Origin of the sequence: Enterobacter sp. MGH 38 (assembly GCF_000492855.1) — a bacterium.
GTDB classification, from domain to species: Bacteria; Pseudomonadota; Gammaproteobacteria; order Enterobacterales; family Enterobacteriaceae; genus Enterobacter; species Enterobacter hormaechei_C.
This window is the reverse complement of sequence record NZ_KI535608.1, coordinates 99,346-124,447: the sequence shown is the minus strand read 5'-3', so window position 1 is coordinate 124,447 and position 25,102 is coordinate 99,346. Positions and strand designations below refer to the sequence as shown.

General features: G+C 55.4%; 23 protein-coding genes. 7 read left to right on the top strand and 16 right to left on the bottom strand.

What is annotated here, in order from left to right:
• Positions 1 to 31: 31 nt before the first annotated feature.
• Positions 32 to 841, top strand: a complete 810-nt coding sequence (gene proC, locus L384_RS10720; protein WP_022650449.1) for a pyrroline-5-carboxylate reductase — start codon at positions 32 to 34, stop codon at positions 839 to 841.
• A gap of 16 nt (positions 842 to 857) precedes the next feature.
• On the opposite strand, the gene adrA is transcribed toward proC, so the two are convergent.
• From adrA to L384_RS10745, 5 genes are all read right to left on the bottom strand, one after another.
• Positions 858 to 1,961: a diguanylate cyclase AdrA gene (gene adrA, locus L384_RS10725; RefSeq protein ID WP_023324219.1), complete on the bottom strand. Its 1,104-nt coding sequence runs from the start codon at positions 1,959 to 1,961 to the stop codon at positions 858 to 860.
• A gap of 102 nt (positions 1,962 to 2,063) precedes the next feature.
• On the bottom strand, positions 2,064 to 2,384 hold the full coding sequence (psiF, locus tag L384_RS10730; protein ID WP_022650447.1) for a phosphate starvation-inducible protein PsiF: 321 nt from the start codon (positions 2,382 to 2,384) through the stop codon (positions 2,064 to 2,066).
• A gap of 293 nt (positions 2,385 to 2,677) precedes the next feature.
• Positions 2,678 to 2,938: an anti-adapter protein IraP gene (gene iraP / locus L384_RS10735; protein ID WP_003859148.1), complete on the bottom strand. Its 261-nt coding sequence runs from the start codon at positions 2,936 to 2,938 to the stop codon at positions 2,678 to 2,680.
• Positions 2,939 to 3,146: 208 nt separating this feature from the next.
• Complete coding sequence (locus L384_RS10740) at positions 3,147 to 4,361, bottom strand: multidrug efflux MFS transporter (RefSeq protein ID WP_015571317.1); 1,215 nt, start codon at positions 4,359 to 4,361, stop codon at positions 3,147 to 3,149.
• A 169-nt stretch (positions 4,362 to 4,530) separates the two neighbouring features.
• The gene (locus tag L384_RS10745; RefSeq protein WP_023324217.1) at positions 4,531 to 5,214 is read right to left on the bottom strand and encodes an extensin-like domain-containing protein; all 684 of its coding nucleotides are present in this window, start codon (positions 5,212 to 5,214) and stop codon (positions 4,531 to 4,533) included.
• Between the two features lie 104 nt (positions 5,215 to 5,318).
• Between L384_RS10745 and ddlA the strand changes: the two genes are divergently transcribed.
• The gene (gene ddlA / locus L384_RS10750; protein WP_003859156.1) at positions 5,319 to 6,416 is read left to right on the top strand and encodes a D-alanine--D-alanine ligase; all 1,098 of its coding nucleotides are present in this window, start codon (positions 5,319 to 5,321) and stop codon (positions 6,414 to 6,416) included.
• A gap of 3 nt (positions 6,417 to 6,419) precedes the next feature.
• Here the strand turns inward: ddlA and L384_RS10755 are convergent, their stop codons facing one another.
• The gene (locus L384_RS10755; RefSeq protein ID WP_023324216.1) at positions 6,420 to 6,641 is read right to left on the bottom strand and encodes a DUF2754 domain-containing protein; all 222 of its coding nucleotides are present in this window, start codon (positions 6,639 to 6,641) and stop codon (positions 6,420 to 6,422) included.
• A 248-nt stretch (positions 6,642 to 6,889) separates the two neighbouring features.
• On the opposite strand from L384_RS10755, the gene L384_RS10760 reads away from it, so the two are divergent.
• Positions 6,890 to 7,192 (top strand): DUF2755 family protein, encoded by a 303-nt coding sequence (locus L384_RS10760; protein WP_003859159.1) that lies wholly within the window; start codon positions 6,890 to 6,892, stop codon positions 7,190 to 7,192.
• On the opposite strand, the gene L384_RS10765 is transcribed toward L384_RS10760, so the two are convergent.
• Together L384_RS10765 and sbmA are read right to left on the bottom strand one after the other, a co-directional pair.
• A complete protein-coding gene (locus tag L384_RS10765) occupies positions 7,193 to 8,290 on the bottom strand; it encodes a DUF1615 domain-containing protein (protein ID WP_023324215.1) in 1,098 nt (365 codons plus the stop codon). It abuts the gene before it with no gap.
• 12 nt (positions 8,291 to 8,302) lie between these two features.
• Positions 8,303 to 9,523, bottom strand: coding sequence for a peptide antibiotic transporter SbmA (gene sbmA / locus L384_RS10770; protein ID WP_003859162.1), 1,221 nt, complete (start codon positions 9,521 to 9,523; stop codon positions 8,303 to 8,305).
• A 351-nt stretch (positions 9,524 to 9,874) separates the two neighbouring features.
• Here sbmA and ampH point away from each other — a divergent pair, with 351 nt between their 5' ends.
• A complete protein-coding gene (ampH, locus tag L384_RS10775) occupies positions 9,875 to 11,035 on the top strand; it encodes a D-alanyl-D-alanine-carboxypeptidase/endopeptidase AmpH (RefSeq protein WP_003859164.1) in 1,161 nt (386 codons plus the stop codon).
• Between the two features lie 2 nt (positions 11,036 to 11,037).
• On the opposite strand, the gene L384_RS10780 is transcribed toward ampH, so the two are convergent.
• Together L384_RS10780 and L384_RS10785 are read right to left on the bottom strand one after the other, a co-directional pair.
• Entirely contained in the window at positions 11,038 to 11,664 is a 627-nt protein-coding gene (locus L384_RS10780) for a helix-turn-helix domain-containing protein (RefSeq protein ID WP_003859165.1), read from the bottom strand.
• Between the two features lie 88 nt (positions 11,665 to 11,752).
• Positions 11,753 to 14,527: an autotransporter outer membrane beta-barrel domain-containing protein gene (locus L384_RS10785; protein ID WP_023324214.1), complete on the bottom strand. Its 2,775-nt coding sequence runs from the start codon at positions 14,525 to 14,527 to the stop codon at positions 11,753 to 11,755.
• A 452-nt stretch (positions 14,528 to 14,979) separates the two neighbouring features.
• Here L384_RS10785 and hemB point away from each other — a divergent pair, with 452 nt between their 5' ends.
• Positions 14,980 to 15,954: a porphobilinogen synthase gene (hemB, locus tag L384_RS10790; RefSeq protein WP_003859169.1), complete on the top strand. Its 975-nt coding sequence runs from the start codon at positions 14,980 to 14,982 to the stop codon at positions 15,952 to 15,954.
• 128 nt (positions 15,955 to 16,082) lie between these two features.
• Positions 16,083 to 17,807, top strand: coding sequence for a bifunctional ornithine lipid synthase OlsF (locus L384_RS10795; RefSeq protein WP_023324213.1), 1,725 nt, complete (start codon positions 16,083 to 16,085; stop codon positions 17,805 to 17,807).
• Between the two features lie 69 nt (positions 17,808 to 17,876).
• Here the strand turns inward: L384_RS10795 and tauD are convergent, their stop codons facing one another.
• The 6 genes from tauD to mmuP form a co-directional block, all read right to left on the bottom strand.
• Positions 17,877 to 18,728, bottom strand: a complete 852-nt coding sequence (gene tauD / locus L384_RS10800; protein WP_022650444.1) for a taurine dioxygenase — start codon at positions 18,726 to 18,728, stop codon at positions 17,877 to 17,879.
• Complete coding sequence (tauC, locus tag L384_RS10805) at positions 18,725 to 19,552, bottom strand: taurine ABC transporter permease TauC (protein WP_023324212.1); 828 nt, start codon at positions 19,550 to 19,552, stop codon at positions 18,725 to 18,727. The genes tauD and tauC overlap by 4 nt, the downstream gene beginning before the upstream one ends.
• Positions 19,549 to 20,316: a taurine ABC transporter ATP-binding subunit gene (gene tauB / locus L384_RS10810; protein WP_003863171.1), complete on the bottom strand. Its 768-nt coding sequence runs from the start codon at positions 20,314 to 20,316 to the stop codon at positions 19,549 to 19,551. Before tauB ends, tauC begins: the two co-directional genes overlap by 4 nt.
• Positions 20,317 to 20,326: 10 nt before the next feature.
• Entirely contained in the window at positions 20,327 to 21,289 is a 963-nt protein-coding gene (gene tauA, locus L384_RS10815) for a taurine ABC transporter substrate-binding protein (protein ID WP_023324211.1), read from the bottom strand.
• 173 nt (positions 21,290 to 21,462) lie between these two features.
• The gene (gene mmuM / locus L384_RS10820; RefSeq protein ID WP_022650442.1) at positions 21,463 to 22,395 is read right to left on the bottom strand and encodes a homocysteine S-methyltransferase; all 933 of its coding nucleotides are present in this window, start codon (positions 22,393 to 22,395) and stop codon (positions 21,463 to 21,465) included.
• Positions 22,382 to 23,782 carry an S-methylmethionine permease gene (gene mmuP, locus L384_RS10825; protein WP_017383140.1) on the bottom strand — a complete coding sequence of 467 codons (1,401 nt, stop codon included), beginning with the start codon at positions 23,780 to 23,782 and terminating at the stop codon, positions 22,382 to 22,384. Before mmuP ends, mmuM begins: the two co-directional genes overlap by 14 nt.
• 157 nt (positions 23,783 to 23,939) lie before the next feature.
• Between mmuP and L384_RS10830 the strand changes: the two genes are divergently transcribed.
• The gene (locus L384_RS10830) at positions 23,940 to 25,049 is read left to right on the top strand and encodes an AI-2E family transporter (protein ID WP_003863175.1); all 1,110 of its coding nucleotides are present in this window, start codon (positions 23,940 to 23,942) and stop codon (positions 25,047 to 25,049) included.
• The last annotated feature ends 53 nt before the right edge of the window (positions 25,050 to 25,102 follow it).

Below are 25,102 nucleotides of genomic sequence, written 5' to 3'. Positions count from 1 at the left end.
AGATAACAACGCATAATAACGGAGAGACGTGATGGATAAGAAAATCGGGTTTATCGGCTGCGGAAACATGGGCAAAGCTATCCTCGGCGGACTGATTGCCAGCGGGCAGGTGCTGCCGGGGCAGATTTGGGTCTATACCCCATCCCCGGATAAAGTCGCGGCGCTGCGTGATGAGTATGGTGTCAACGCTGCCGAAAGCGCGCAGGAAGTGGCTCAGGTGGCGGATATTGTCTTTGGCGCCGTTAAGCCGAATATCATGATTAAAGTCCTGAGCGAGATCACCTCCAGCCTTAACAAAGAGACCCTGGTGGTGTCGATTGCCGCAGGCGTGACCCTCGATCAGCTCGCCCGCGCGCTGGGTCACGACCGTAAGATTGTTCGCGCCATGCCAAACACCCCGTCGCTGGTGAATGCCGGTATGACCTCCGTTACCCCGAACGCACTGGTCACATCTGAAGACGTGGCAGATGTACTGAATATCTTCCGCTGCTTCGGCGAAGCGGAAGTGATTGCCGAACCGATGATCCACCCGGTGGTCGGCGTGAGCGGCTCTGCCCCGGCGTATGTCTTTATGTTTATCGAAGCCATGGCCGATGCCGCCGTATTGGGCGGAATGCCGCGCGCGCAGGCCTACAAATTTGCAGCGCAGGCGGTGATGGGCTCGGCCAAAATGGTGCTGGAAACGGGTAAGCATCCGGGCGAATTGAAAGATATGGTGTGCTCGCCGGGGGGCACAACCATTGAAGCCGTGCGCGTGCTGGAAGATCGCGGATTCCGCTCCGCCGTGATCGAGGCGATGGAAAAATGCATGGAAAAATCAGAGAAGCTCAGTAAGTCCTGATGCGCTACGCCGGGCGTCAGGCGGCCACTTCGGTGCGGCCCCGTCCGGCATTTTTGGCTTTATAGAGGGCCACGTCCGCCGCCTTTAGCCATTCACGATAGTGGGTGAACTGCGCTCCCCAGGGGGCAACCCCAACGCTGATACACAACCTCGCCGTTGGTGCTCCGTGCAGCGGCATGTTGACCAGCCGTTCATGGACGCGCGACATCGCTGCAATCGCGCTGTCGGCAGGCGTGCCGGACATGATCACCGCGAACTCATCCCCACCAAAGCGGCCAATATAATCGCCTGAGCGCAGAGTCAGCTGAAGCTGGCGCGTAATGGCAACAATCGCTTCATCTCCCACGTCATGCCCCCAGGTGTCGTTGATCGTCTTGAAGTGATCGATATCAATGAGCAGTATCGTCGCCTGTCGATGGCTGCGACGGCAGGCCTCAAATTCGTAACGCAGCAGCGTTTCCCAGTGACGGCGATTGAACACGCCGGTCATTCCGTCGCGGGTACTCATCAGCTCAAGCCGACGCTTATGCTCTGCCAGCCGGATCGCCGTGCGGTGGCTGAGCCATGCAAACAGCATGGGGTAGACCACCAGCACGGGGAGCGTCAGCCACAACGCCAGCGGTTCAGAGGTCAATAGCACAGGAGTACCCGTGGATTGCACGGTGAGCAGAGCAGACAGGGCAAGCAGCGCCAGTCCTGTCAGAAATAAGCGACATCCCCCCGATCCCATCATATTCATGCCGATCATCATGATCAGCGCCGCCGTTGGTAGCGCATTGAACCCTGTTAGCCCCATCCAGACACCGGCAAGAATGGCATCGATTTTCAGATTAACAATTTCACTTCTGTGGGGTTCAGCCGAACGAAAAGCCAGCTGCCAGGCCAGATGGGGCCAGACAAAGACCCAGCCCACCAGCAATAACCACCAAACGCCGGAAAGAAACTGGCTCACCAGAACGCTGGCAAGCGGAACAAATAGCGCCGCCAGACCAACGATGCGTGCCAGCCGTATTCGCCGGGCAAATCGCAGACCGGAACGGTATGAATCATCCTGAGAAAGCTGCTGGTGCCACGCTTCCCGAATGTTCTCGTGACTGTCATAAAACTCATCATTCATCATCTTTGGGAATATTCTGAAACAATTTCCCAAATTATAGAGAGGGGGATAGCGGGGAAAGTATGAAATTTTGGGTGAGCCACAGCCGTGACTCACCCGTTAGCACTACGCCTGTTTTTTCAGGCACGCGCTCATGAACTTGCTGCGATCGTCGCCTTTCAGCATCTGCTGTGTCGCCTGGGCATTGCACTCGCGCATTTTTTGCTGCTGCGGGGTCAGGCTTTTTTCACCGGGTTTTGTCGCACCATTTTTTAGGCAGTCGCTCATGTACGTTTTACGGGCATCCCCTTTCAGGCTTTGCGATGTCGCCTGTTGGTTACAGGTCGTCATGCGTTGCTGCTGGGGCGTCAACGTTTTCTCTTCCGCATGTGCTGATGCCATCAGACACAGGCCAGAGAGCAGGGTAATCAGTATTGTTGTTTTCATTGCACCATCCTTTATGTGAAGTTCCACGTTAAGTCTGGTTCGTTACGAAAAAAAAACCACCCTGCGCACCTGATTTTCGCCGGGCTTCGCGGTTATTTCAGCCCTGTAGCGGCACAATGATCATTATCCGGTTTCGCCGGCAGGGAGGCGGTAATTAATAGCAGAAATTATGCGGTGAAAACTGTGCTCTGTCTCAATTTAATTTACCCTGAAAAATGTGTAAAAATAAAAACAGAGCGACGCCAGGCATCCTGCATGACAATTCTGTGACATGTCATTTCACCTCTGGCCGGTTAACTGCGAGGATGCCTCAAAAGCTTTTTTACGTATTGCTGAAGCAGCTCCGCATCCTCTGCGGGAACCTGTGAATCAGGGCGAGCTTTTTCCAGCGCGCCTTCAACGTTGTCGATCAACGCCTCCTGCTCTGGTTTTGCCATCTGTCGCAGCAGCGCCGTCACAACGATTTCCAGCGCCTCGACCTGGGCAACCAGCTCTTTCGACTCTTCTTCTTTTTGGGCAAGCTTAACCAACAACTCAGCAATGAGATTTTTCATGGTGCTATTTCCTTATGTGATTTCCCCTGAAATTAACACCCTCACTGAATAATGAAAAGCATGGATTGGCTTTATCTTATGCAAAAGTGACATCGCTGCCAAAAAAGATATTTCGTGGAGAAAGCGAAACGTTTTTCTAAAAGAAAGGCGCCGCATTTCGTTATATAAAAATGCGGCGTTCATAAGAATAAATAATATATTATCGTGTTTACCGGGCCGACTTTGCCTCAGCGATTCGCCTGCGACGGCGTAAGGCAAAGGCCAGTTGAATAATATTCAGCAGTACCACCACCGCCGTCGCGGCAAATACCCAGCGGAAACCCGCCATCGCCGAGACCGAGGCGCCAATAAGCGGACCCGCTACGTTGCCTAAATACATGAACGACTGGTTGTAGCCAAAAATGCGGCCGGTTACCTGGTCACTGGAATATTTCACCAGCAGCGTCTGAACAGCGGGCAGCATGGCGCCATCCGCGAAGCCAAGCAGGAAGCGCAGGATGCCCAACTGAAGAGGTGTGGTGACGAATGACATGGCAAAGAAAAGGATCACCGCAATGATGAGCGTTGCCATCAGAATACGTGCCGTACCGATCCTGTCGCCCAGTTTCCCCAGGCGCGGAGCAGACATCAGCGCCGACACGCCCGGCACGGCGGCAATCATCCCGCTCAGAAACGCAATGTTGCTGCTGTCCGGCGCCATCGACTTGATAAACAGCGCCAGAATCGGCCCCACCGAGCCGTTACAAAGCTGGATCACCATCGTCGTCACAAAGAGGCTAATCATCAGGCCAGGATAAGGCAGCGAGGCGAAAACCGCTTTTCCGCTCAGGCGTTCGGATTTGCTGACAACAGGCCGCCCGCCCTCTTTAATCAGAAAAAGGGTGACCAGAAAGCTGATCGTCAGCAGGATCGCAGTAATGATAAAGACCGCACGCAGCCCGACATGGTCCGCCAGGAAGCCGCCGAGCAGCGGGCCGCCAATGACCCCGCTGATCTGGGCGGTGGAAAGCGTGCTGAGCGCCCAGCCGCTTCGCTCACGCGGTACCTGTGAGGCCACCAGCGCCATGGCATTCGGAATGTACCCAGAGGTCAGCCCCATTATCGCCCGCAGAATAAACAGCTGCCAGACGTTGGTGGCGAAGGCCTGGAGCAAAATGGCTATCGCCATCCCCAGCGAGGCGCGGAGCAGCATCAACTTGCGCCCCTTGCGATCTGCCAGGCTACCCCACATCGGCGACACAATGGCGGAGACCAGAAACGTCACGCTGAACGTCAGGCCGGACCACATGGAGAGCGCTTCATGGGAAGTGACCCCCAGCTGCGACACATACAGCGGCAGGAAGGGCAATATCTGGCTGATAGCCAGTCCGGTGAAGAAGCAGCCGAACCAGACTGAAATGAGGTTAACTTTCCAGGATTCCATAACAGAAATAGTCTTCATTTTTAGGCGAATTCGCCGACAGATTAGCAAGTTACGCGCAATGACATAGCGCCAGAGATGCGGCCTTGCAGACTTTGGTGTTTTATCTTCCCAGTCATCATATTTGTGAAATAAGTCACAATTCATCCAAATTTCGGCGGAAGATTATGCTTCATCGACATAATCCATATCCGCGCATTCCCAGATGGAAATGGTTGGCATGGGCGGCATTATAGTCCGGTCCCAGACTGTTACCGTAATAACCACAGCTTGCCGAGAGCAGCGCCTGTAGCCAGGGCTGCGTCTTTTCCGCTTTCCAGCCGTTTAGAACGGTAACACGCTGTCCGTTTGCCAGCCTGAAAGCGCTGATATCCAGCGCATCCGCCGTGGCATGTTCGCTGCGCCGCGCATCCGGGCGGCTGTAGATATTGCGGCAGGCAAAGCTGCCCAGATGTTCAATACGCGCAAGCTCGCTTCCCGTCCAGGTTTTGGTGAGCGGCCGGGCCTGCTGGCTGACAAACAGCGCCGAACTTAACGCCAGCGGGCAACTGGCAAGAAAGCTGCTGTTCAGACTGACCGGGCCAAAATCACGTACGCGCACCACGTTACTCAGTGGACACTCCCCGGCGCTGTCAGCGACCGCCTGGGTACGGATAAGCCGACGTTGGTTCGCCTGCGTTAACAGGCTTTCGCACGCCTGGGGGGTTAAACGCCGAAGTTTAAACTGGGTTATTTTTCCGGGCGGATCGTCAAGCGTAAGCGGCACGAAAGGGTTGTACTGCGACGGCAACCAGCGGTAGCCCACCGTGACGATCCCGGCAATAACAATAAGAATAAACAGACCTTTTCCTTTCACGCGCCCCCCTTCAGCATCCCTCAAAACATTATGGCAGAAGGCCGCGAAACCCGCCGGGCATCGTGGTATGTTATTGGCTTTTCGTCAGACTGGAAGAGAGTGAGATGGCAAAGCAGCGCGTAGGTATTGTCTTTGGGGGAAAATCGGCAGAGCACGAGGTGTCATTGCAATCGGCTAAAAATATCGTTGATGCGATTGATAAAAGCCGTTTTGACGTGGTGCTGCTGGGCATAGATAAACAGGGCCAGTGGCATGTTAACGATGCCAGCCAGTATCTGTTACACGCTGACGATCCGGCGCACATCGCCCTTAATCCTTCTGATATCAGCGTCGCAACGGTTCCAGGCGTGGTACAGGGACAGCTTATCGATGCCGGGAACGCGCAGGCGCTGGCACAGATTGACGTGGTGTTTCCTATCGTTCACGGCACGCTGGGCGAAGACGGCTCCCTGCAAGGCATGCTGCGGATGGCGAACCTGCCGTTTGTCGGTTCCGATGTGCTGGGCTCTGCCGCCTGCATGGATAAAGACGTCACAAAACGTCTCCTGCGCGACGCCGGTCTGAATATTGCGCCGTTCGTGACGCTTACTCGTGCCAACCGCGATAAACATAGCTTCGCGCAGATCCAGGCGCAACTCGGCCTGCCGCTATTTGTGAAACCAGCAAATCAGGGCTCGTCCGTTGGCGTCAGCAAAGTCACCAGCGAAGCGCAGTTTAACGAAGCCGTTCGTCTGGCCTTTGAGTTTGACCATAAGGTGGTGGTTGAGCAGGGAATTAACGGACGCGAAATTGAGTGCGCCGTACTGGGCAACGACTTCCCGCAGGCGAGTACCTGCGGTGAAGTAGTGCTGAACAGCGACTTCTATTCCTACGACACCAAATATATTGACGACAAAGGTGCCCAGGTTGTGGTCCCCGCCGCGCTCGATCCTGACGTTAACGACAAGATCCGCGCGATCGCCGTTGAAGCCTATCAGGCGCTGGGATGCTGTGGGATGGCGCGCGTCGACGTGTTTCTGACGCCGGATAACGAGGTGGTGATTAACGAAATCAACACCCTGCCGGGCTTTACCAATATCAGCATGTACCCGAAACTGTGGCAGGCCAGCGGGATAAGCTATCCGGAACTGATCACCCGCCTGATTGAACTGGCGCTGGAGCGTCACGCCGCTGACAGCGCCCTGAAAAGCTCCGTTAACTAACGGTTAGTCGGTTTTCTCTGCCGTCGTCGTCTCATCGGGGCGACGGCGGATAATGAATCCCGCCAGCCAGAAACTGATTACCCAGGTCACCAGCCCAACCGCATAGGTTTGCCAGCCTTTCGCTTCAAATCCCAGCAGCCCGATAACACCGTTGAGAATAAAGATCAGCCCGATCGCAAAGGCGTAGTAATGCCAGTCACGGCGTAGTTTGGAAGTGAGCTTCATGACAACTCCGGCAGAAAAAAAACTATCCTCTCACAGTTTGATAAAGGCGTCTGTGGCGGATACGTAAATTCTGAAAAGCAGCGCAGTTTCACTTATGTTATCAATTTGTGACGTGATGCAGAATTCGACAATCCAGGAGAAATCCTGAACCGAATTTCCCACGATTCTGATATTGACAAATGCTATGACCTGTCACACTCACCCTGTACGACGCGTATTAAAACAGAGTGATATTTTCGGGAGGTCTTATGGCAGACTTTACATTGTCGAAACCGATTTTTGGCGGAAAACAACCAAAAACCTCCACGGCGGGGAATATTGCCTATGCCCTGTTTGTTCTGTTTTGTTTCTGGGCAGGAACCCAACTGCTGAATATGCTGGTGCATGCTCCTGGCGTGTATGAGCATCTGATGCAGGTGCAGGATACAGGCCGCCCACGCGTTGAAATCGGTTTAGGCGTGAGCACCGTATTTGGACTCATTCCCTTCCTCGCGGGCAGCATGGTTCTGGGCGTGATTGCCCTCGTCCTGCGCTGGCGCAATCGCCACTGATTACAGTCCCATACAGCGTGCCCGACGATCGTCCACGCGTTTCGCGAACCAGGCGGTCGTCAGGTTACGCGTGATCTTCGGGCTTTCCAGTTGAATCCCTGGCAGAATGGCTCTGGGTAATGCCTTTCCACTTTTCTTCTCGGCCAGCGCAAAGACCTGCTTATAGAGATCCGTTTTCTCAAACGCCAGGCTGTCGCCCTTCTCCAGCTGTCGGCGAATGTCGCTGTTGCTCATCTCCAGCTTCGTCGAGAGTTTTCGCACCGCACGTTCGGTGGTCCCAGCCTCACTGCTGCCGTATGCAATGAGATCGCCATCCAAAGCGAGCTTCACACCGCTGGCGCGGCTTACCGCATTCTGGAAGGCTGCATTTCGGCTGGCATACCAGCCCGCATTAAAGTCGGCAAAGCGATACAGCGGTTTATCGTAGTTGGCCGGATAATTCAGCAGGTGATACGTCCCAAACCACAGCCCACCGCGCAGGGAGAAGACCTCCTGACGCACCGTACCATCGATATCCCACGGATAGCCGTCGGTATGCTTTTCCGCAAATGCGATACTCACCTGCATCGGACCGCCGGTATGCACCGGATTCAGCGATCCAAACAGCCTCTGCCCCATCGGCACCATATTGATGAAATCATCGAAAATGGCGCTAAGCTGCTTCTCGGTTTTCACCGTATCCAGCCGTTCGCTATAGCTTTTACCGTTTGGCGAGGTGATTTTAAGGGCGGTATGTACCAGGAAAACAGGGATATGCATCGATTCGGCCCGGCGGTCGATCTCTTTCCAGGCGATTTTGCTCAGGCCAGGCACAACAGGATCTGACTGATACATCGATTCCTGCTGCGCCACCGCGAGCACCGAGCAGATATTCTCTTCGGTAGGCGCGATCTTCTGGCTTTTGAAGGTCGTTGCCAGCGCATCAGCCCACTCACTGCGATCCTTCACGCTGGCGGGCATCTTCTGCCGCACCACGCTCGCCACATCCACAGGCTTCTCCCCTTCTTTGAGCGGGGCAGCCCCTTTTTCGGCACAGCCCGCCAGCACGAAAGCGGCGAGTAACGTCAGAGGTAATGCACGTGGTACGGCAAATGGCATAGCAATTCCTTTTTAACCTAATGTATGGGTGACTTCCTGCACGTCCTTATCGTCCAGCTCACGCTCGAAACTGCGTAAACGTTTGTAGATGGACATCAGCTCCACAAGCGTAGTCCAGGAGCTAATCAGATACTGGAACGAACCGCGAACCTGACCAAAGACGTTGGTGATTTGGGTCATCAGACCGAGCGTAATCGTACCCGCAACGATGGACGGGAACAGCAGGAACAACCCGAAAACGTTATCAACCTGAAGATAAAGAATGCGCGCGATATTGAAATACATGTAATGGAAATAGAGGCGGAAGTAGTTACGACGTACGGCGCCAAACAGCTCACGCACGGTAGGCGGTGACGCACGGTTGGCATCGTCTTCACCATACACCAGCTCTTTACGGTAGGCCGCTTCCACGCGCTGGTTTTTAAACTCCAGCCCCGGCAACTTGATCCCTACCACCGCCAGCAGCCCCGTTCCCATCAGCGACCAGACAATCGCGGCAATCACCAGGCCGTAGGGCAGATGGCCGACAATCGGCAGCTCCGGAACGTGCGACGAGAGCGTCACCAGCACCGGCAGGAAGGCGATCAGCGTCATGATGGCGTTGATAAAGCTCACGCCCATATCTTCCAGAGTAGAGGCAAAACGCATGGTGTCTTCCTGCACACGCTGTGCGGCACCTTCGATATGTCGCAGGTGCTGCCAGTGCGCCATATAGTGTTCGTTCATCGCGGTACGCCAGCGGAACACATAGTGGCTGACGAAAAAGTTATTCATCACGCCGATCACCACGGCGATGAGGGCGATGCCGAGGAAGATCCCCACCTCATGGTAGAACTGGTTAATGGTCACTTTATGCGGCGAACTCAGCGCCGTCTGGATCAGATCGTAAAACGGCGCATACCAGGCGTTGACCGCTACGCCCACCTCAACCAGGAACCAGGTGACAAAGATGATTAACGACGTGCCGAGAATCGACCAGTATTGCCAGCGGTGAGGAGAATAGACAAACCAGAACATGGCAAAAAGCCCTACGCAGAGCACGTAATAAGCATAGAAAAGCAGATAGCTCATGGACCAGAAGCGCGCTGCGCTAATGGGAATATCGCCCGTAGCCCCCGTAAGACGGGTCAGCCACGCGCCGCCACCGGCCTGCCAGAAAATGACAGCCAGCAGTGCCCAAATAAATGCCGACAGGAAAAAGGGCCCCGGCTTTGGGAAAAAAGACTTAAACATTGTGCTTCCTTCTTGTTGTTATGGCTGTTGCTGCGTTCAACATATCGCCACACGAAACCTTGCCTGTACCAGCCTCCCGGCTCAGGCAAAAAAGTGAGACCTGCGGGTGAATTATTAGTTCGCTTCCCAGTTTTCAAGAATTGTTTCGGTGCGTTTCATTCGCAACAGCGATCGTAGCGTCTATCATACGGTCGATGTCACAAAATGGGAGCCACGCTGCAAGTAAATTGTTCAAATTTACCCACGGTTACGTTTTTCTCGCTATCGTTATGCAAATCGGGCCATTGCCCGACGCCGATTAGTAGTATAACTACCCGTAACTTTCCTTATTCACTTGATGGATGCTTTTCGTTGAAACGTTGTCTGCTCTCTATCGCCGCGCTGTGTGCGGTGAGCCTGTCCACCGCCCAGGCAGCACAGCCTCTGACGGCCCCGGTTCTGGCCTCTGACATTGCCGATCGCTACGCGAACCTTATTTATTACGGCAGCGGTGCGACGGGAATGGCGCTGGTCGTGATCGACGGTAACCAGCGGGTGTTTCGCAGCTTCGGTGAAACACGACCGGGAAATAACGTTCGTCCGCAGCTGGATTCCGTTATCCGTGTCGCGTCGATAACCAAGCTGATGACCAGCGAAATGCTGGTGAAACTGCTCGATCAGGGCGTGGTGAAACTCGACGATCCGCTCAGCAAATATGCGCCGCCCGGCGCTCGCGTTCCGACATATCAGGGAACGCCGATCAGACTGGTGAATCTGGCGACCCATACCAGCGCCCTGCCGCGAGAACAGCCCGGTGGAGCTGCGCATCGCCCTGTCTTTGTCTGGCCAACCCGTGAGCAACGCTGGAACTACCTGAGCACAGCAACCCTGAAATCGGCCCCGGGCTCGCAGGCCGGCTATTCTAACCTGGCGTTTGATCTGCTGGCCGACGCTTTAGCGACGGCCTCGGGTAAGCCCTACCCTCAACTGTTTGAAGAGCAGATCACGCGTCCGCTCGGGATGAAAGATACCACTTACACCCCCTCCCCGGACCAGTGCAAGCGTCTGATGGTGGCGGAAAAAGGGGCCAGCCCGTGCAATAACACGCTGGCCGCCATTGGCAGCGGTGGAGTTTACTCTACGCCTGGCGACATGATGCGCTGGATGCAACAGTTCCTCTCATCGGATTTTTACGCGCGCAGCAATCAGGCCGACCGCATGCAGACGCTCATCTACCAGCGTGCTCAGTTACGTCGCGTCATTGGCATGGATGTACCCGGTAAAGCCGATGCCCTCGGCATGGGCTGGGTGTATATGGCGCCAAAAGATGGCCGACCGGGGATTATTCAAAAAACCGGTGGAGGTGGCGGATTCATCACCTATATGGCGATGATTCCGCAATCAAACGTAGGTGCTTTTGTGGTGGTCACCCGGTCGCCAAATACACGCTTCGTGAATATGAGTGATGGCGTAAATAATCTGGTGGCCGAGCTGAGCGCCAATAAAGCGCAGGTGCTTACGGCCTCTAACTGATCTCAATAGTCCGTGGGCAAACGGTTGATACTGACCAGTTTGCCCCGGCTCATATTGATGTAGTTCCCCTGACGCAGCGCCGCCAGAACCTCCGCAACGACCGAACGAGAAATACGCGTGCTACGCTGAATATGATTCATAACACCAATTTTTGAACGTAGCGCATCATCCCACTCGGCCATATTCAACAGCATCGCCCGAATTTGGCTATAGGAATTATTTCCAATCAGCTGTATATCACGTTTTCCCAGTAAATGGTTTAGCCATGACAGCCAGCAGAAAGCTTCTTGCCAAACATGCGCTTCTTGAATAAGTTCGCATGCAGTAGAGGCAGGCAAATAAAATCCGGTACAAGGTGTTTGTGCAATCAGAGAATATTCAAGATAGTTGTCATTTATCCATGCGCTTAAACCGTGGATATACGGTGCCCGCGCAATACCCATAAGTAATTCGTCTGATTTACGGTGGACGGCAGTCAGACCGGATTGTATGACAACGGTCAATGGTTCATCATCATTATTGCCGGTAGTTATTAATTGTTGTGGTTCGGTCTTAAATGGGGTACCGGCGATTTCCAGACACTTAATGAGCCGGCTTAATTCAGAAAGTGGTTTCGCATTAACGTTCATGCATACCTCAAGTCATCTGTATCTGTCGGTTCTTTATTATTTTTAAAGCACATAAAAAAGCGGGGGCAAAATCCCCCGCGTTTTTTTCTTACCAGGTATATTTCACACCCAGGTTTGCTCCCCAGTTCTGGTCAACGTCGCCGCCGCCCAGATAAGTCGCATCAGTGTAAGCACTGAAGTTTTTCGTGAAGCTGAACTGAGTACCCAGTCCCACGCGAACCGCAGAGCCTTCTACGCCGTTATCAATGCTGTCGTTGTTGATATCAGCATTGTTGTCAGCATCGTCATACACGTAAGCCAGTTTGAAGTAAGGCGTTAATGCCTGCTCGCCGCCGTAGTTGAAGGTATAACCTGCATCCACGCCGACTTCATAACGCATACTGTCGTAAGACTGACCATCGATACGCATGTCGTTGCTTAACTGGTAGTCATCACCGGACTGGAACAGGCCAGAAATCGCCGCGTAAGGCGTGACGTAGCCAGACAGGTTTGGTTTCCAGTCATAGCCCAGTTTCATCCCGAAACCAACGGCGTCAGTCGTGGTATTACCGTCAACATACTGACCATTGCTCATGGTGGCAGAGAGGTCGTTGTTGAAGCGGGTGTAACTCAGTGAGCTGTCGAGGAAGATATCGTTCATGAACTTCGCCGACGCGTAGATCATCGCAGTCTGGCTGTCCTGATCGACCTGACCCGTACGATCGCTGATATCACCCTTCGCGAAACCAGCCGCACCACCGACAATCCACTTCGCGTTATTACCGTCGATCTGAGTATCCAGACCTACCATGATGCCGCTTACGTCCTGATCGTAGCTAACGGTGCCATTATCCGCGTCAAAGTTGCCGCCGAAATAGCTCACCCATGCGCCGCCGTTATCTGCCAGGCCATGACGGCTGTTGGTCAGACGGGTACCCACGGTATCCTGTTGCAGATTCCAGATGTTGGTATTAGCAGAAGGAATGCTCAGCGCCATGTTGGCGTAGTCAGTCAGCTCTTCCTGCTGGAGAACAACGGTGTCGCCCTTCTGCTGCGCCTGATAGGTGTATGCACCTAAATCAGCTTTATTTGCCGCAGTAAAGCTGGCAGCGGTATCCGCGTTATTGTCATAGACGCGAATGATCTCTTTGTTTTTGTAGTCAGCTACGGAGCCTGCGCCGGTCGCATCGTCGATGCGCACTTTATAGTTACCGGCAACGTCACCGTTCACCGCCAGATGACCGTCAGAGTTCAGCGCGACAACACCATAGTCGTAGTCCGCTTTATTGCGATCGTTGGTGATATACCGTGCGTTGTTCAGGTCGCTGTTCAGCACATAATCGCGGCTGGCAACGTTGAGTACACCGCCATCGGTCAGCACCATATTGTGCGTATCAACCTGACCCAGACCCAGCGCCAGCTCTGCACCGTTGTCCACGGTAATGGTGTTGGCATACAGCTCAGCTGTCTCTTCAGTCAGTGCCGCACGGCTGTAGCTATCCAGATACAGGCTATCGGTTGCTACCGCGCCGTTGTCGCCGATGTTCAGGCTAGACGCATTGGTCAGGGTGATGGAATCCGCCAGCAGGCCGGAGTTTTCAACATTGACCTGAGACTGGTTGTTCACCGTCAGCGCGTCGATGTTGGAGATCTTACGGGTATCCCACTCGGAACCGTTATCCAGCGCCACGTTGAACAGGCCGCTCTGATAAACCTCTTCACCTGCAACGTGACCGTTGCTATCAAAGGTAGAATCAGGCCAGATGCTGTTTGGAGAAAGTGCATGCCAGTCTACATTGCTGTAGCCTTCACCATACATCTGCGCCGTGCCGATGGCCTCAACGCTGGACTGCGCGGCACCCACCCATTTACTGCCGTTGGTCAGCGTGACATCCAGCTTGTCGGTATCATCCCAGCCGTTGGTAGTTGGGTTATAGATGCCGTCATCGGTGGTATCCGTTGCCGGATCGCCATTCTCGTAGAAGTTGTTATCAAAGGTGCTGGAGAAAAGGATGTCGCCGGTAATGGTAGAGTGATCGAAGGTAGCGGTGGTCTGCATAGCGTTATCAGACGCGCCAGCCACAACGATCAGCGCCGCATCATCCGCAGCCGTGGCGTTGGTTTCACCGTAGTCGCTCGGCTTCGCCGTTTGACCGTAGAAGCCGCTGGTACCCAGATCGCTGTACGCACCGGAGGTCAGCACAGAGTCTTTCACCACCAGCGTATCGGTAAAGACATTGCTGCTGTTAGCAACGCCTTCAACACCGTCGTATGGCGTGTTATCCAGATCCTGGTAACCCTGCGTCAGCGTGATACCCGCAACGTGGGAATTGTTCTGAATAACGATATCAGATTCAACGTCCAGCGTGATGGCGTTACCCAGCTCATAGGTGTCCAGATAATGCGTTTCAGTGGTTTCGCCATTGACGACATCATACGCGTAATGCTCGTAGGTATCGTTGATGGTGGAGTTATCAACGGTCAGGCTAAAACGATCATACTGGGTATGAGCGGTGCCGTCAGTATCTACGCCATCTGCACACGTCGTGGTCATACACTCTGAGGTGATCATGCCATTAATGGTGCTGTTAGAAATACTCAACGCGTTCGCACGGCCATTGACACCATCATCCAGATAGTATGTCGAAATAACTCCGTTTACGGTTGATTTATTGACGACCGGATAAATGTCACCATCATGTGTGGCATCTGAATAATTCCAGTCAGCATAACCATAATACCAGGGCGTGGACGCAGTATTGTCATATCCAAAAGTATTATATGTCGTGCCGGATATATCTTTCGCATTGGCCTGAGAAGCGATAGCCAGTGTGCAGGCTAATGCAAGTTGTGATACAACCAGTTTCTTTTTCCATGTTTGCATTGGGTCATCCCTCCTCAGGGACGTAAGCAAGTTTGTCCATCAAATCATTTAGCAACATTAAATTGCGGAAGGAATTATGCAGTTTCACTTCGAAAAGGTTCAATGAATGATTCCATTAAGTCCGTATTCAGACAAATAAGCTTATAAACCCACGGCAATATCAATCATTATGAATAAATATTATAAATTCAACTGATTGCAAACTACTTTAGTTGCTTCGACACATATAATAAAAAGCAATTAATCATTTATATTTATAATCCCAAACCAATATAGAAGCCTCACCAATATTACACGCCACGCTGAACATCAGAATAAGATTTATAATATAGACTAAATACATGCAGCGTATATTAGTCGATTTCGAAAATCTAAAAGACAACTTTAGTAAAACACCGCTCCCTGCTTTCAGGTACACTATACCTCTTTGTTCCACAAACATCAGGCATACCATGACCGATTTAATTGCACGTCCCCGTCGCCTGCGCAAGTCACCCGCACTGCGCGCCATGTTTGAAGAGACAACACTGACCTTAAACGATCTGGTGTTGCCGATTTTTGTTGAAGAAGAGATCGATGACTACAAAGCCATCGACGCGATGCCGGGCGTGATGCGCATTCCTGAAAAGCATCTGGCCCGCGAGATCGAACGCATTGCGAATGCGGGCATCCGCTCGGTGATGACGTTCGGTATCTCCCACCACACTGACGCGACCGGCAGCGATGCCTGGAAAGAAGACGGCCTCGTGGCACGCATGTCGCGCATCTGCAAAGAGAGTGTGCCGGAGATGATCGTCATGTCCGATACCTGCTTCTGCGAATACACCTCTCATGGCCACTGTGGTGTGCTGTGCGATCACGGCGTGGACAACGATGCGACCCTGCTGAATCTGGGCAAGCAGGCGGTGGTTGCCGCCGCCGCGGGTGCGGATTTCATTGCGCCTTCTGCGGCAATGGATGGGCAGGTACAGGCGATTCGCCATGCGCTGGATGCCGCGGGCTTCACCGACACCGCCATCATGTCCTACTCCACCAAATTCGCCTCCTCTTTCTACGGTCCGTTCCGTGAAGCAGCGGGCACGGCGCTGAAAGGCGATCGTAAAACCTATCAGATGAACCCGCTGAACCGCCGCGAAGCGATTCGTGAATCTCTGCTTGATGAAGCCCAGGGCGCTGACTGCCTGATGGTGAAACCGGCTGGCGCGTACCTGGATATCCTGCGCGACATTCGCGAACGCACCGAACTGCCGCTGGGCGCATACCAGGTGAGCGGTGAGTACGCGATGATCAAATTCGCCGCGCAGGCGGGTGCCATCGACGAAGAGAAAGTGATCCTCGAAAGCCTGGGGGCGATCAAACGTGCGGGCGCGGATCTGATCTTCAGCTATTTCGCGCTGGATCTGGCCGAGAAGAAAATTCTGCGTTAATCCGCTTTAGCGCCGGGTGGCGACTTCGCCTTACCCGGCCTGCTCTCTGCGCTAATCTTCACCAAACTGCAATACAAACGACATCTCCTCCTTCTACTGTCTGGGCAAGACGGCAGGAGGAGTGATCAATGTTTAGTCTCGACAGCGTTCTTGATGACCTTTGGCCTCAGGCGAGGCCCGCACCCTGGCAAAAAAGTCTGTTAAAAAGACTGCTTCACGAAGACGAATTTCAGCAGTTTGCCGCCAGCCACCGTCACCTGAAAGGGCTGGATATGGTGGATCAGGTTCTGGAACACCTTGATATTCACTGCTCCGTTTCCGCCCGCGATCTCGAACAAATCCCCGAACACGGCCCACTCATTGTGATAGCGAACCACCCCACTGGCACGCTGGATGGGCTGGCGTTGCTGTACGCCGTTTCCCGCGTGCGCCGCGACGTCAGGGTTGTTACCAACAGGATGCTGTCCCACCTTGAGCCCCTCAGTTCATTGTTTATTCCCGTGGATAATATGGGCGGCAGAACCGCAAAAGCTTCGCTGATACAGATGGAGCAGCACCTGCAAAACGCCGGTGTGCTGATCTTCTTTCCGGCGGGCGAAGTTTCCCGCCCAACGCGCAAAGGCATACGCGATAAAAAATGGCATCCGGGCTTTATCAAGCTGGCTGGCAAATTACGGGTGCCGCTACTTCCGGTACATATCCAGGCGCACAACAGCCTGCTGTTTTATGCCAGTACCCTGGTCTCGCCAACGGTATCCATGCTGCTGTTGATGCAACAGATGTTTCGCCGCCGTCACAGTCAGTTGCCGATCAAAATCGGCCAGCAGATTGCCTGGAATGACCGGTTTAGTTCTACCCTTTCATCGCGTGAGATGGCCGAGCAGTGTCGTCAGCACGTGATACGTCTTGGCAAGGGATTGCCTGGCGTCTTTAAAACCCAGTGCGCCATTGCCCGCCCGGAAGACAGGGCCACGCTGAAGCGCGAACTGGCGCAGGCCGAGTGTCTGGGAAAAACGAGCGATGGTAAGGCCATCTATCTTTGGCAGCGCAACGGGCAGGAAGAGGCGCCTCTGCTGCGCGAGCTGGGGCGGCTGCGCGAGATTGCCTTTCGTGCCGTGGAGGAAGGCAGCGGGAAGCGGCGGGATACGGACAGCTACGATGATGACTATCTGCACCTCATTTTGTGGGATGACGATGACCTGGAGATTGTCGGCGCGTACCGCTTTATGCCAACGGCCATGCAGGTGGAAAAGCGCGGCGTCGAGGGGTTGTACAGCTACAGCCTGTTCCACTACGACGAAAAAATGCAGGACATACTGGAGCACGGCATTGAGCTGGGGCGTAGCTTTATACAGCCGCGCTACTGGGGGCGTCGCGGTCTGGACTATCTGTGGTCAGGTATTGGCGCCTATCTGGCACGCTATCCTCATTACCGTTACCTGTTTGGCCCGGTCTCCATCTCCGGGGGGTTACCGCCTGCCGCGCGGGATCTGCTGGTCGCCTTTTACCGCTTGTGGTTCCCGGCGACGCATCCTCTAGCCGCCTCGCGCCAGCCCTATCCCGCATCCCTGCCAGACGTGCTGGCGCAATTTGGCGGGGTGGATTACGTGGATGACCTGACAAAGCTCAAATCCCTGCTCGGCAACCTGGGCTGCGGCATCCCGCCGCTCTACAAACAGTATTCCGAGCTATGCGAACCCGGCGGCGTGCAGTTTGTCGATTTCGGCAGCGATCCGGCGTTCAATAACTGTATCGACGGGCTGGTGCTGGTGGATTTGTGTTATCTGAAGGCGAACCGCTATCAGCGGTATATAGAGGCGCACTTAATACCCTCCCCCCTGCCCTCTCCCTAAAAGGGAGAGGGTGAAAACCGCACCGGTCAGTCCCCTCGCCCCTTTGGGGAGAGGGTTAGGGTGAGGGGCTCAAACCGCACGGTAGAACGGCTTATCCCCCAAAATCGTCGCCCGCTGCATAATCCTTCGCTGCGGCAGATAATCCGCATTGGCGTAATGCTGCGTGACGCGGTTATCCCAGATCGCCAGATCGTTCTCCTGCCAGCGCCAGCGCACCTGAAACTCGGGTTTCGTGATATGCGCAAACAGGAAGCTGAGCAGCGCCTCGCTCTCTTTCTCCGCTACGTCCACGATACGCGTGGTAAACCCTTCATTCACAAACAGCGCCTGCTTTCCGGTCACCGGATGCGTACGCACCACCGGGTGCAGCAGCGGGGGATGTTTTTCGACCGCATCCAGCCAGCGCTGGTGCTCCTCTTCCGTTTTACGGTACTTATATTCCTGGAATGATTTTTTGAAGTCATGCTCCGCCCGCAGGCCGCTCAGTAGGGTCTGGAGCGGCGCGGAGAGCGCCTCAAACGCTGCGATCCCGCTGGCCCACAGCGTATCGCCCCCCGTCTCAGGCAACAGCTTCGCCGCAAGAATCGCCCCGGCTGGCGGTGTGTCGATAAAGGTCACATCGGTATGCCAGTTATCGTTATCCGGCGGGTTATCGTTGTGGGTGTCGAGGACGATAATCTCCTCCACCCCTTCCGCATGCGGATAGACGGGGTGGATATGCAGGTCGCCAAAACGCAGGGCCAGCGCGCGCTGCTGATGCGGGGTAATGGCCTGTTCACGCAGGAACACCACCTGATGACGCAGCACCGCGTGGTACAGCTGCTCAAACTGGTTATCGCTCAGCGGACGGGTTACGTCCAGGCCCGACACTTGCGCGCCAATGTACGGCCCCAACGGGATAATCGTCAGACGTTCACTCATTGTATTTCTCCATGCCAGGGCGTCAGGCGACGCTGTAGCGCGCGCAGTCCCAGTTCTAATCCAAAGGCGATCGCGGCGATCACTGCGATCCCTGCCAGTACCACATCAGTCGCCAGGAACTCTCCCGCCGACTGCACCATAAACCCAAGGCCGCGCGTGGCGGCTATCAGCTCTGCCGCCACCAGCGTAGACCAGCCCACCCCAAGGCCGATGCGCAGCCCGGTCAATATCTCCGGCAGCGCGCCCGGTAAAATGACGAACAGCAGGACCTGCGCGCGGCTGGCGCCGAGCGACTGCGCCGCACGTATGCGCACCTGCTGCGCACTCTTTACGCCAGCCAAGGCCGACATCGCGACCGGCGCAAAAATCGCCAGGTATATCAGTAAGATCTTTGACGTCTCGCCGATGCCAAACCAGATCACCATCAGGGGCAAGTAAGCCAGCGGCGGGACGGGACGGTAAAGCTCTATCAGCGGGTCGAGAATGCCGCGTACCGTCGGGCTCAGTCCCATCGCGATCCCCACCGGAACGCCAATAATGACCGCCGCCAGCAGCGCCACCAGAATACGCGTCAGACTGGCGCCTAAATGCTGCCAGAGCGTGGCATCCATAAAGCCCTGCGGCCCGGCGATAGTAATCAGTTTTTCCAGAACCTGGCCTGGCGGGGGCAGAAACAGCGGGTTGACCCACTGCTGCGCGGCAACCGCCCACCATACCGCCAGCAACACCACCAGCGTGCTGACGCTTAAAGTGAGCTGGCGAGAGAACGGCCAGCGTAAGGCAAGGCGCGTCCGCCGCGTTTTTTCACTGAAAACAATGCTCATGAGAACGCCTCCCGTTGCTCAAACACGCGGCTTAAGACGTATTCACGCTGTTCAATAAACAGCGGATCGGATTTGATGCTGCGTACCGGTTCTCCCGCCACATAGCGCCGGGCAAACTCGAGCGGCAGGCGCTCCAGCACGCGTCCCGGCCCCGGTGAGAGCAGCACCAGCTCCGTCGCCATAAACACGGCCTCTTCGATATCGTGGGTGATTAACAGCACCTGCTTGCCGGTTTCGTGCCACAGGCGCAGCAGCAGGGTTTGCATCTGCTCGCGGGTGAAGGCATCCAGCGCCCCGAAAGGTTCGTCCAGCAACAGCAGCTGTGGGTTAGCCGCCAGCGCACGGGCGATCCCGACGCGCTGACGCTGCCCGCCTGAAAGCTGCCAGATAAAGCGTTTTTCAGCCCCCTCCAGCCCGACCTTTTTCAGCATATCGCGCGCCGTATTCAGGCGCTGTTCACGCGCTACACCGGCCAGTTGCAGACCAAACGCAACGTTTTCCTGAACGTTTCGCCACGGGAGTAACCCTTCGTTCTGGAAAACCACGCCGCGCTCTGCGCCCGGCCCCGTGACCCGTTTCCCTTCCAGTTGGATCGAGCCGTGCTGATACGGTACAAACCCGGCGATCAGGTTCAGCAGCGTCGTTTTCCCGCAGCCGGACGGTCCCAGCACCACCAGCAGTTCACCGCTGTCCAGCGTCAGGTTGATCGCTTCCAGGGCGGGTTTGCCGCCGTAATCGGCAGACAGGTTTGTAATGTTCAGCATTGCAGCCCCCTTATTTCACAAAGCGATCGGTCACAAACTGGCTGTAATCCGCCGCCACCGCAGGCACTTTGCCCTGCTCTTTCAGGAACGTCGCAGTGTCAACAATCGCTTTGCTTACCGGCCCGTTCAGCTGCTGGACCTGCTGAGCAGGCGTCAGATAGGTGTTGCCTTTTACCAGCCCCGGCACGTCAGCTTCCGGCACGCCGCTCAGACGTGAGAGTTTCTCCAGGTTGGTGAGCTGTTTCAGCCATTCATCCGGGTTGCTGATGTATGGCTGCTGTGCGTCGATGGCGCTTTTGGCGAAGGCTTTCACCACTTCAGGGTGTTTCTCGGCAAAGTCCTTACGTACCACCCAGACATCAAGGGTTGGCGCGCCCCACTGCCCCACTTTTTCGGAGTCGGTCAGCACGGTGCCCTCTTTTTCCAGTTCGTTGACGGCGGGCGCCCAGACGTATGCTCCGTCGATGTCGCCACGCTGCCAGGCGGCAATAATGGCCGGAGGTTGCAGGTTGATGATCTGCACCTGGCCGGGCTTAATGCCCCAGTGTTTCAGCGCTGCCAGCAGGCTGTAATGCGTGGTGGAGATAAACGGCACCGCGATGCGTTTGCCGATCAAATCTTCGGGTTTCGTGATGCTTTTCTTCACCACCAGCGCTTCGGAATTTCCGAGCTGCGACGCCAGCAGGAAAACTTCAATCGGCACCTGCTGGCTGGCGGCCACCGCCAGCGGGCTGGAGCCCAGGTTGCCAATCTGCACGTCGCCCGAGGCTAACGCCCGCACAATCGCCGCGCCGCTGTCGAACTTGCGCCAGTCGACGTTCGCCCCGCTCGCTTTGGCGAAGGTGTTATCCGCCTGCGCGACTTTCGCCGGCTCAGCGGAAGTCTGATACGCGACGGTGACGTCCACCGCCTGCGCCTGAAATGCCCACAGCGCCAGTGCGCCGAGAAGTGTGATCCGCGATGAAATTGCCATAATGTCTGCTCCCTTGTTGTTATGAGAGCAGTATTTCCGGCGCGAGAATTTTGATAAAGGAATAAAAAAGAATCGCTAATGACGATTCGTTTTTAGAAAAAAAGCGGGAAAGGATAGTGAATTTTGTGCGGTTGTTTCGCCGGGTAAGGCGCAGCCGCCACCCGGCAAAGACCTCAGCGCTGAACCGTCAGCGCAGCAATATCTTTCGGCGTGGTCCGGCAACATCCCCCGATTAATTTAGCGCCAGCCGCCAGCCACTGCGGTAAATACCCCGCCAGCGTCTCGCACGCTTCACCGTGGTGATGCCAGGTTTTGCTCACCGCATCATAATGCTCGCCGGAATTCGGATAGACCACCAGCGGCAGCGATGTCAGGCTGTGCAGATGCGTCAGCGCCGAGGTGGTGTTTTCCAGCGCGATACAGTTGATCCCCAGTGCGACAACCTGCGGGTAGTTTTCCAGCGCAGAAACGACATCCCGCAGCGGCGTTCCGTCACTCAGGTGCTCGCTGTCACGCAGGGTAAATGAGAACCATGCCCGGGCGCGGGGATACGCCGTCAGCAACGCCGCCAGCGCCTTAATCTCAGTGAACGAAGGCAGCGTTTCACAGGCCAGCAAATCCGCGCCCGCATCCAATAGCGCCTCTACACGCGGGCGGTGGAAGGCGGTGAATTCTTCAGCGCTACGCACGTAATCGCCGCGATACTCGGAACCATCGGCCAGATACGCGCCGTAAGGGCCCACAGATCCCGCCACCAGCAGCGTGCCTGCATTTGCGTTCTCAGCCAGGTACGCTTCCCGCGCTTTGCGTGCCAGCTCTACGCTTTTGCCAATCAACGCCCGGGATTGCGACTCGTCCAGCCCGCGAGCGGCAAAGCCCGCGGGTGTCGCCTGATAGCTGGCGGTGATCGCCACCTGTGCCCCCGCGCGGTAGTAGTCGAGGTGTACGTCACGGATCAGCTCCGGGTTTTCCATCAGCACTTTAGCCGACCAGAGGCTGTCGGCAAGGTTACAACCGCGCGCTTCCAGCTCCGTTGCCATTGCCCCATCCAGCACGACAAACGGCTGGTTTTCAAGGAGGGCGGTAAGCGGATTATTCTGCGACATGTTCAGGCTCCTGCGTGGTCAGGTTTCGGGTCAGATAGTACGCACCATAACACAGGGCGACAAACGGAAGCCCGCAATAAAGGGCAATACGCTGGCTGGGGTCAAACCACAGGCCGACGCAGGCCACCAGGCAGAGGATAAAGCCAAGCACGGGCACCAGCGGATACCATGGCGCGCGATACTGCAACGCCGAAAGCGGTTGCCCGGACTGCACGTGACGGCGACGAAACACAAAGTGCGACGCGCAGATGCTGATCCACACTGCCACCACCGCAAAACCGGAAATGGCTGACAGCGCCACAAACACCGTATCCGGCGCGACCACGCTGGAGAACAGCGCCAGCACGCCGCCCAGCATGGAAACGGAGAGCGCCGTCAGCGGCACGCCGTTTTTGTTGACGCGGGCAAAGCAGCGCGGCAGCGTTTTCTCGTTAGACAGAGACCACAGCATACGGCCAGAGGCGTACAGGCCCGAGTTCGCCGCCGAGAGGATCGCCGTCAGGATCACGAAGTTAAAGATATCCGCCGCATACGGAATGCCGACCTTTTCAAACACCAGCACAAACGGACTTTTCTCCACGCCAGCCTGCTGCATGGGGATCAGCGCCGCCAGCACAAACACGGTGCCAATAAAGAAGATGATGAGCCGGGCGATGGTGGTGCGAATAGCAACCGGAATAACCTTGTGTGGGTTTTCCGTTTCCCCTGCCGCGATGCCGATAAGCTCTGTACCTGAGAAGGCAAAGTTGACCGCCACCATGGTCATCAGGATCGGCAGACCGCCGTGCGGGAACCAGCCTTCGGCAGTAATGTTGCTCAAGCCCGGCGCCGGTGAACCATCCTGCATCGGGATAAAACCGAAGATCGCCGCTCCGCCGAGAATAATGAAGGCGATGATGGTGATGACTTTCACCAGCGAGAACCAGAATTCCCCTTCGGCGAAGAAACGCGTGGAAATCACGTTAAGAGCAAAAATCACCACGCAAAAGACGACGCACCACGTCCAGACGGGAACCTGCGGGAACCAGTACTGCATACAGAACCCGGCTGCGGTAAAGCTCGATCCGAGCGCCACCGTCCAGGTCAACCAGTACAGCCACGCCACGGTATACCCTGTCGCCGGGCCGAGATAACGAGCGGCGTAGACGTGGAACGCCCCGGTTTCCGGCATCGCCACGGAGAGCTCGCCCAGACACTGCATAACCAGCCAGACCACCAGCGCACCGATAAGATACGCCAGCAGCGTGCCCGCCGCGCCAGTTGTCGAAATGATGTATCCGGTATTGAAGAATAACCCTGTGCCGATAACGCCACCCAGCGAGAGCATAATCAGGTGGCGGGTTTTCATGGTGCGCTTAAGCTGCCCGTTTTGTTGTTCTGTTTGCATATTACCTTCTAAACGTATGGACATCTAAACATCCAAAGAAGGGTGTTATACCGCGATTGTTAACAAAAAGCCACCCGGCACGACTTCGGCGCAATTATTGGTAAATCCTTAAATCAGTTCTATAGTCGACACAGTTTCTTCTTCACCAGGACTCACTATGCGATTTAACGGACTGACCAAAGGTTTCTTTATTCTCATCCTGGCCCTTGTAACCTGGGCTTTCTTTGACGTGCTGTCACCCTATTTCTCGGCGATTCTGTGGGCCGCGATCCTGACCATCATTTTCAACCCGGTGAAAAACAAGCTGCGTACCGCGCTGGGCGATCGCAACGGGCTGGCTTCCCTCCTCACACTCGGCATTATCTGCCTGATCGTGTTTATTCCGTTGATGGTGATCCTTTCCTCGCTCGCGGTGGAACTGAACATGGTTTACACCAAGCTGCAACAGAACAACACGCAGTTCCCGGAAGTCATCGCCGGTATCTTCAACCGCCTGCCGGACTGGGCCAGCGGCTTCCTGGCGGATCACAACCTGACCAACGCCGCGCAGATCCAGAAAAAGCTTTCCGATGTCGCGTTACAGGGCGGACAGTATCTGGCGGGTAGCGCGTTCCTGATTGGTAAAGGGACGTTCGGCTTTGCTATTAGCTTCGGCATTATGCTGTACCTGCTGTTTTTCCTGCTCAAAGACGGGCCCTATCTGGTGCGCCAGATCCTCGACTCGCTGCCGCTGTCTGACTTCGTCAAACAGCACCTGTTCGCGAAGTTTGTCGGCGTCTCGCGAGCTACGGTAAAAGGTACGGCGGTCGTGGCGGTGGTTCAAGGTACGCTTGGCGGTATCGCCTTTGCCATCGTCGGTATTGACGGTAGCGTACTGTGGGGAGCGCTGATGGCGTTCCTCTCCCTGGTGCCCGCCGTCGGCTCGGCTATCGTCTGGGTTCCCGCCGCCATCTTCCTGTTTGCCACTCACCAGCTGTGGCAGGGTCTGTTCATTGTGGGCTTCTTTGTCATTATCGTCGGGCTGGTGGACAACCTTTTACGTCCGCTGCTGGTGGGCAAAGACACCAAAATGCCGGACTACCTGATACTGATCACCACGCTCGGCGGTATGGAGCTGTACGGCATTAACGGCTTTGTGATTGGGCCGCTGATTGCCGCCCTGTTTATCGCCTGCTGGAACCTCTTCTCCGGCCGCGACCACGCAGGCAACGCCGAGGAGCTGGACGCAGATTTTATCGAAGAAGGAAAAAATCCTCCGGATCTCTAACTAAACGCGTTTTGACAGGCGGCCCGGTGCCGCCTTTTTTTTCGCGATAAATC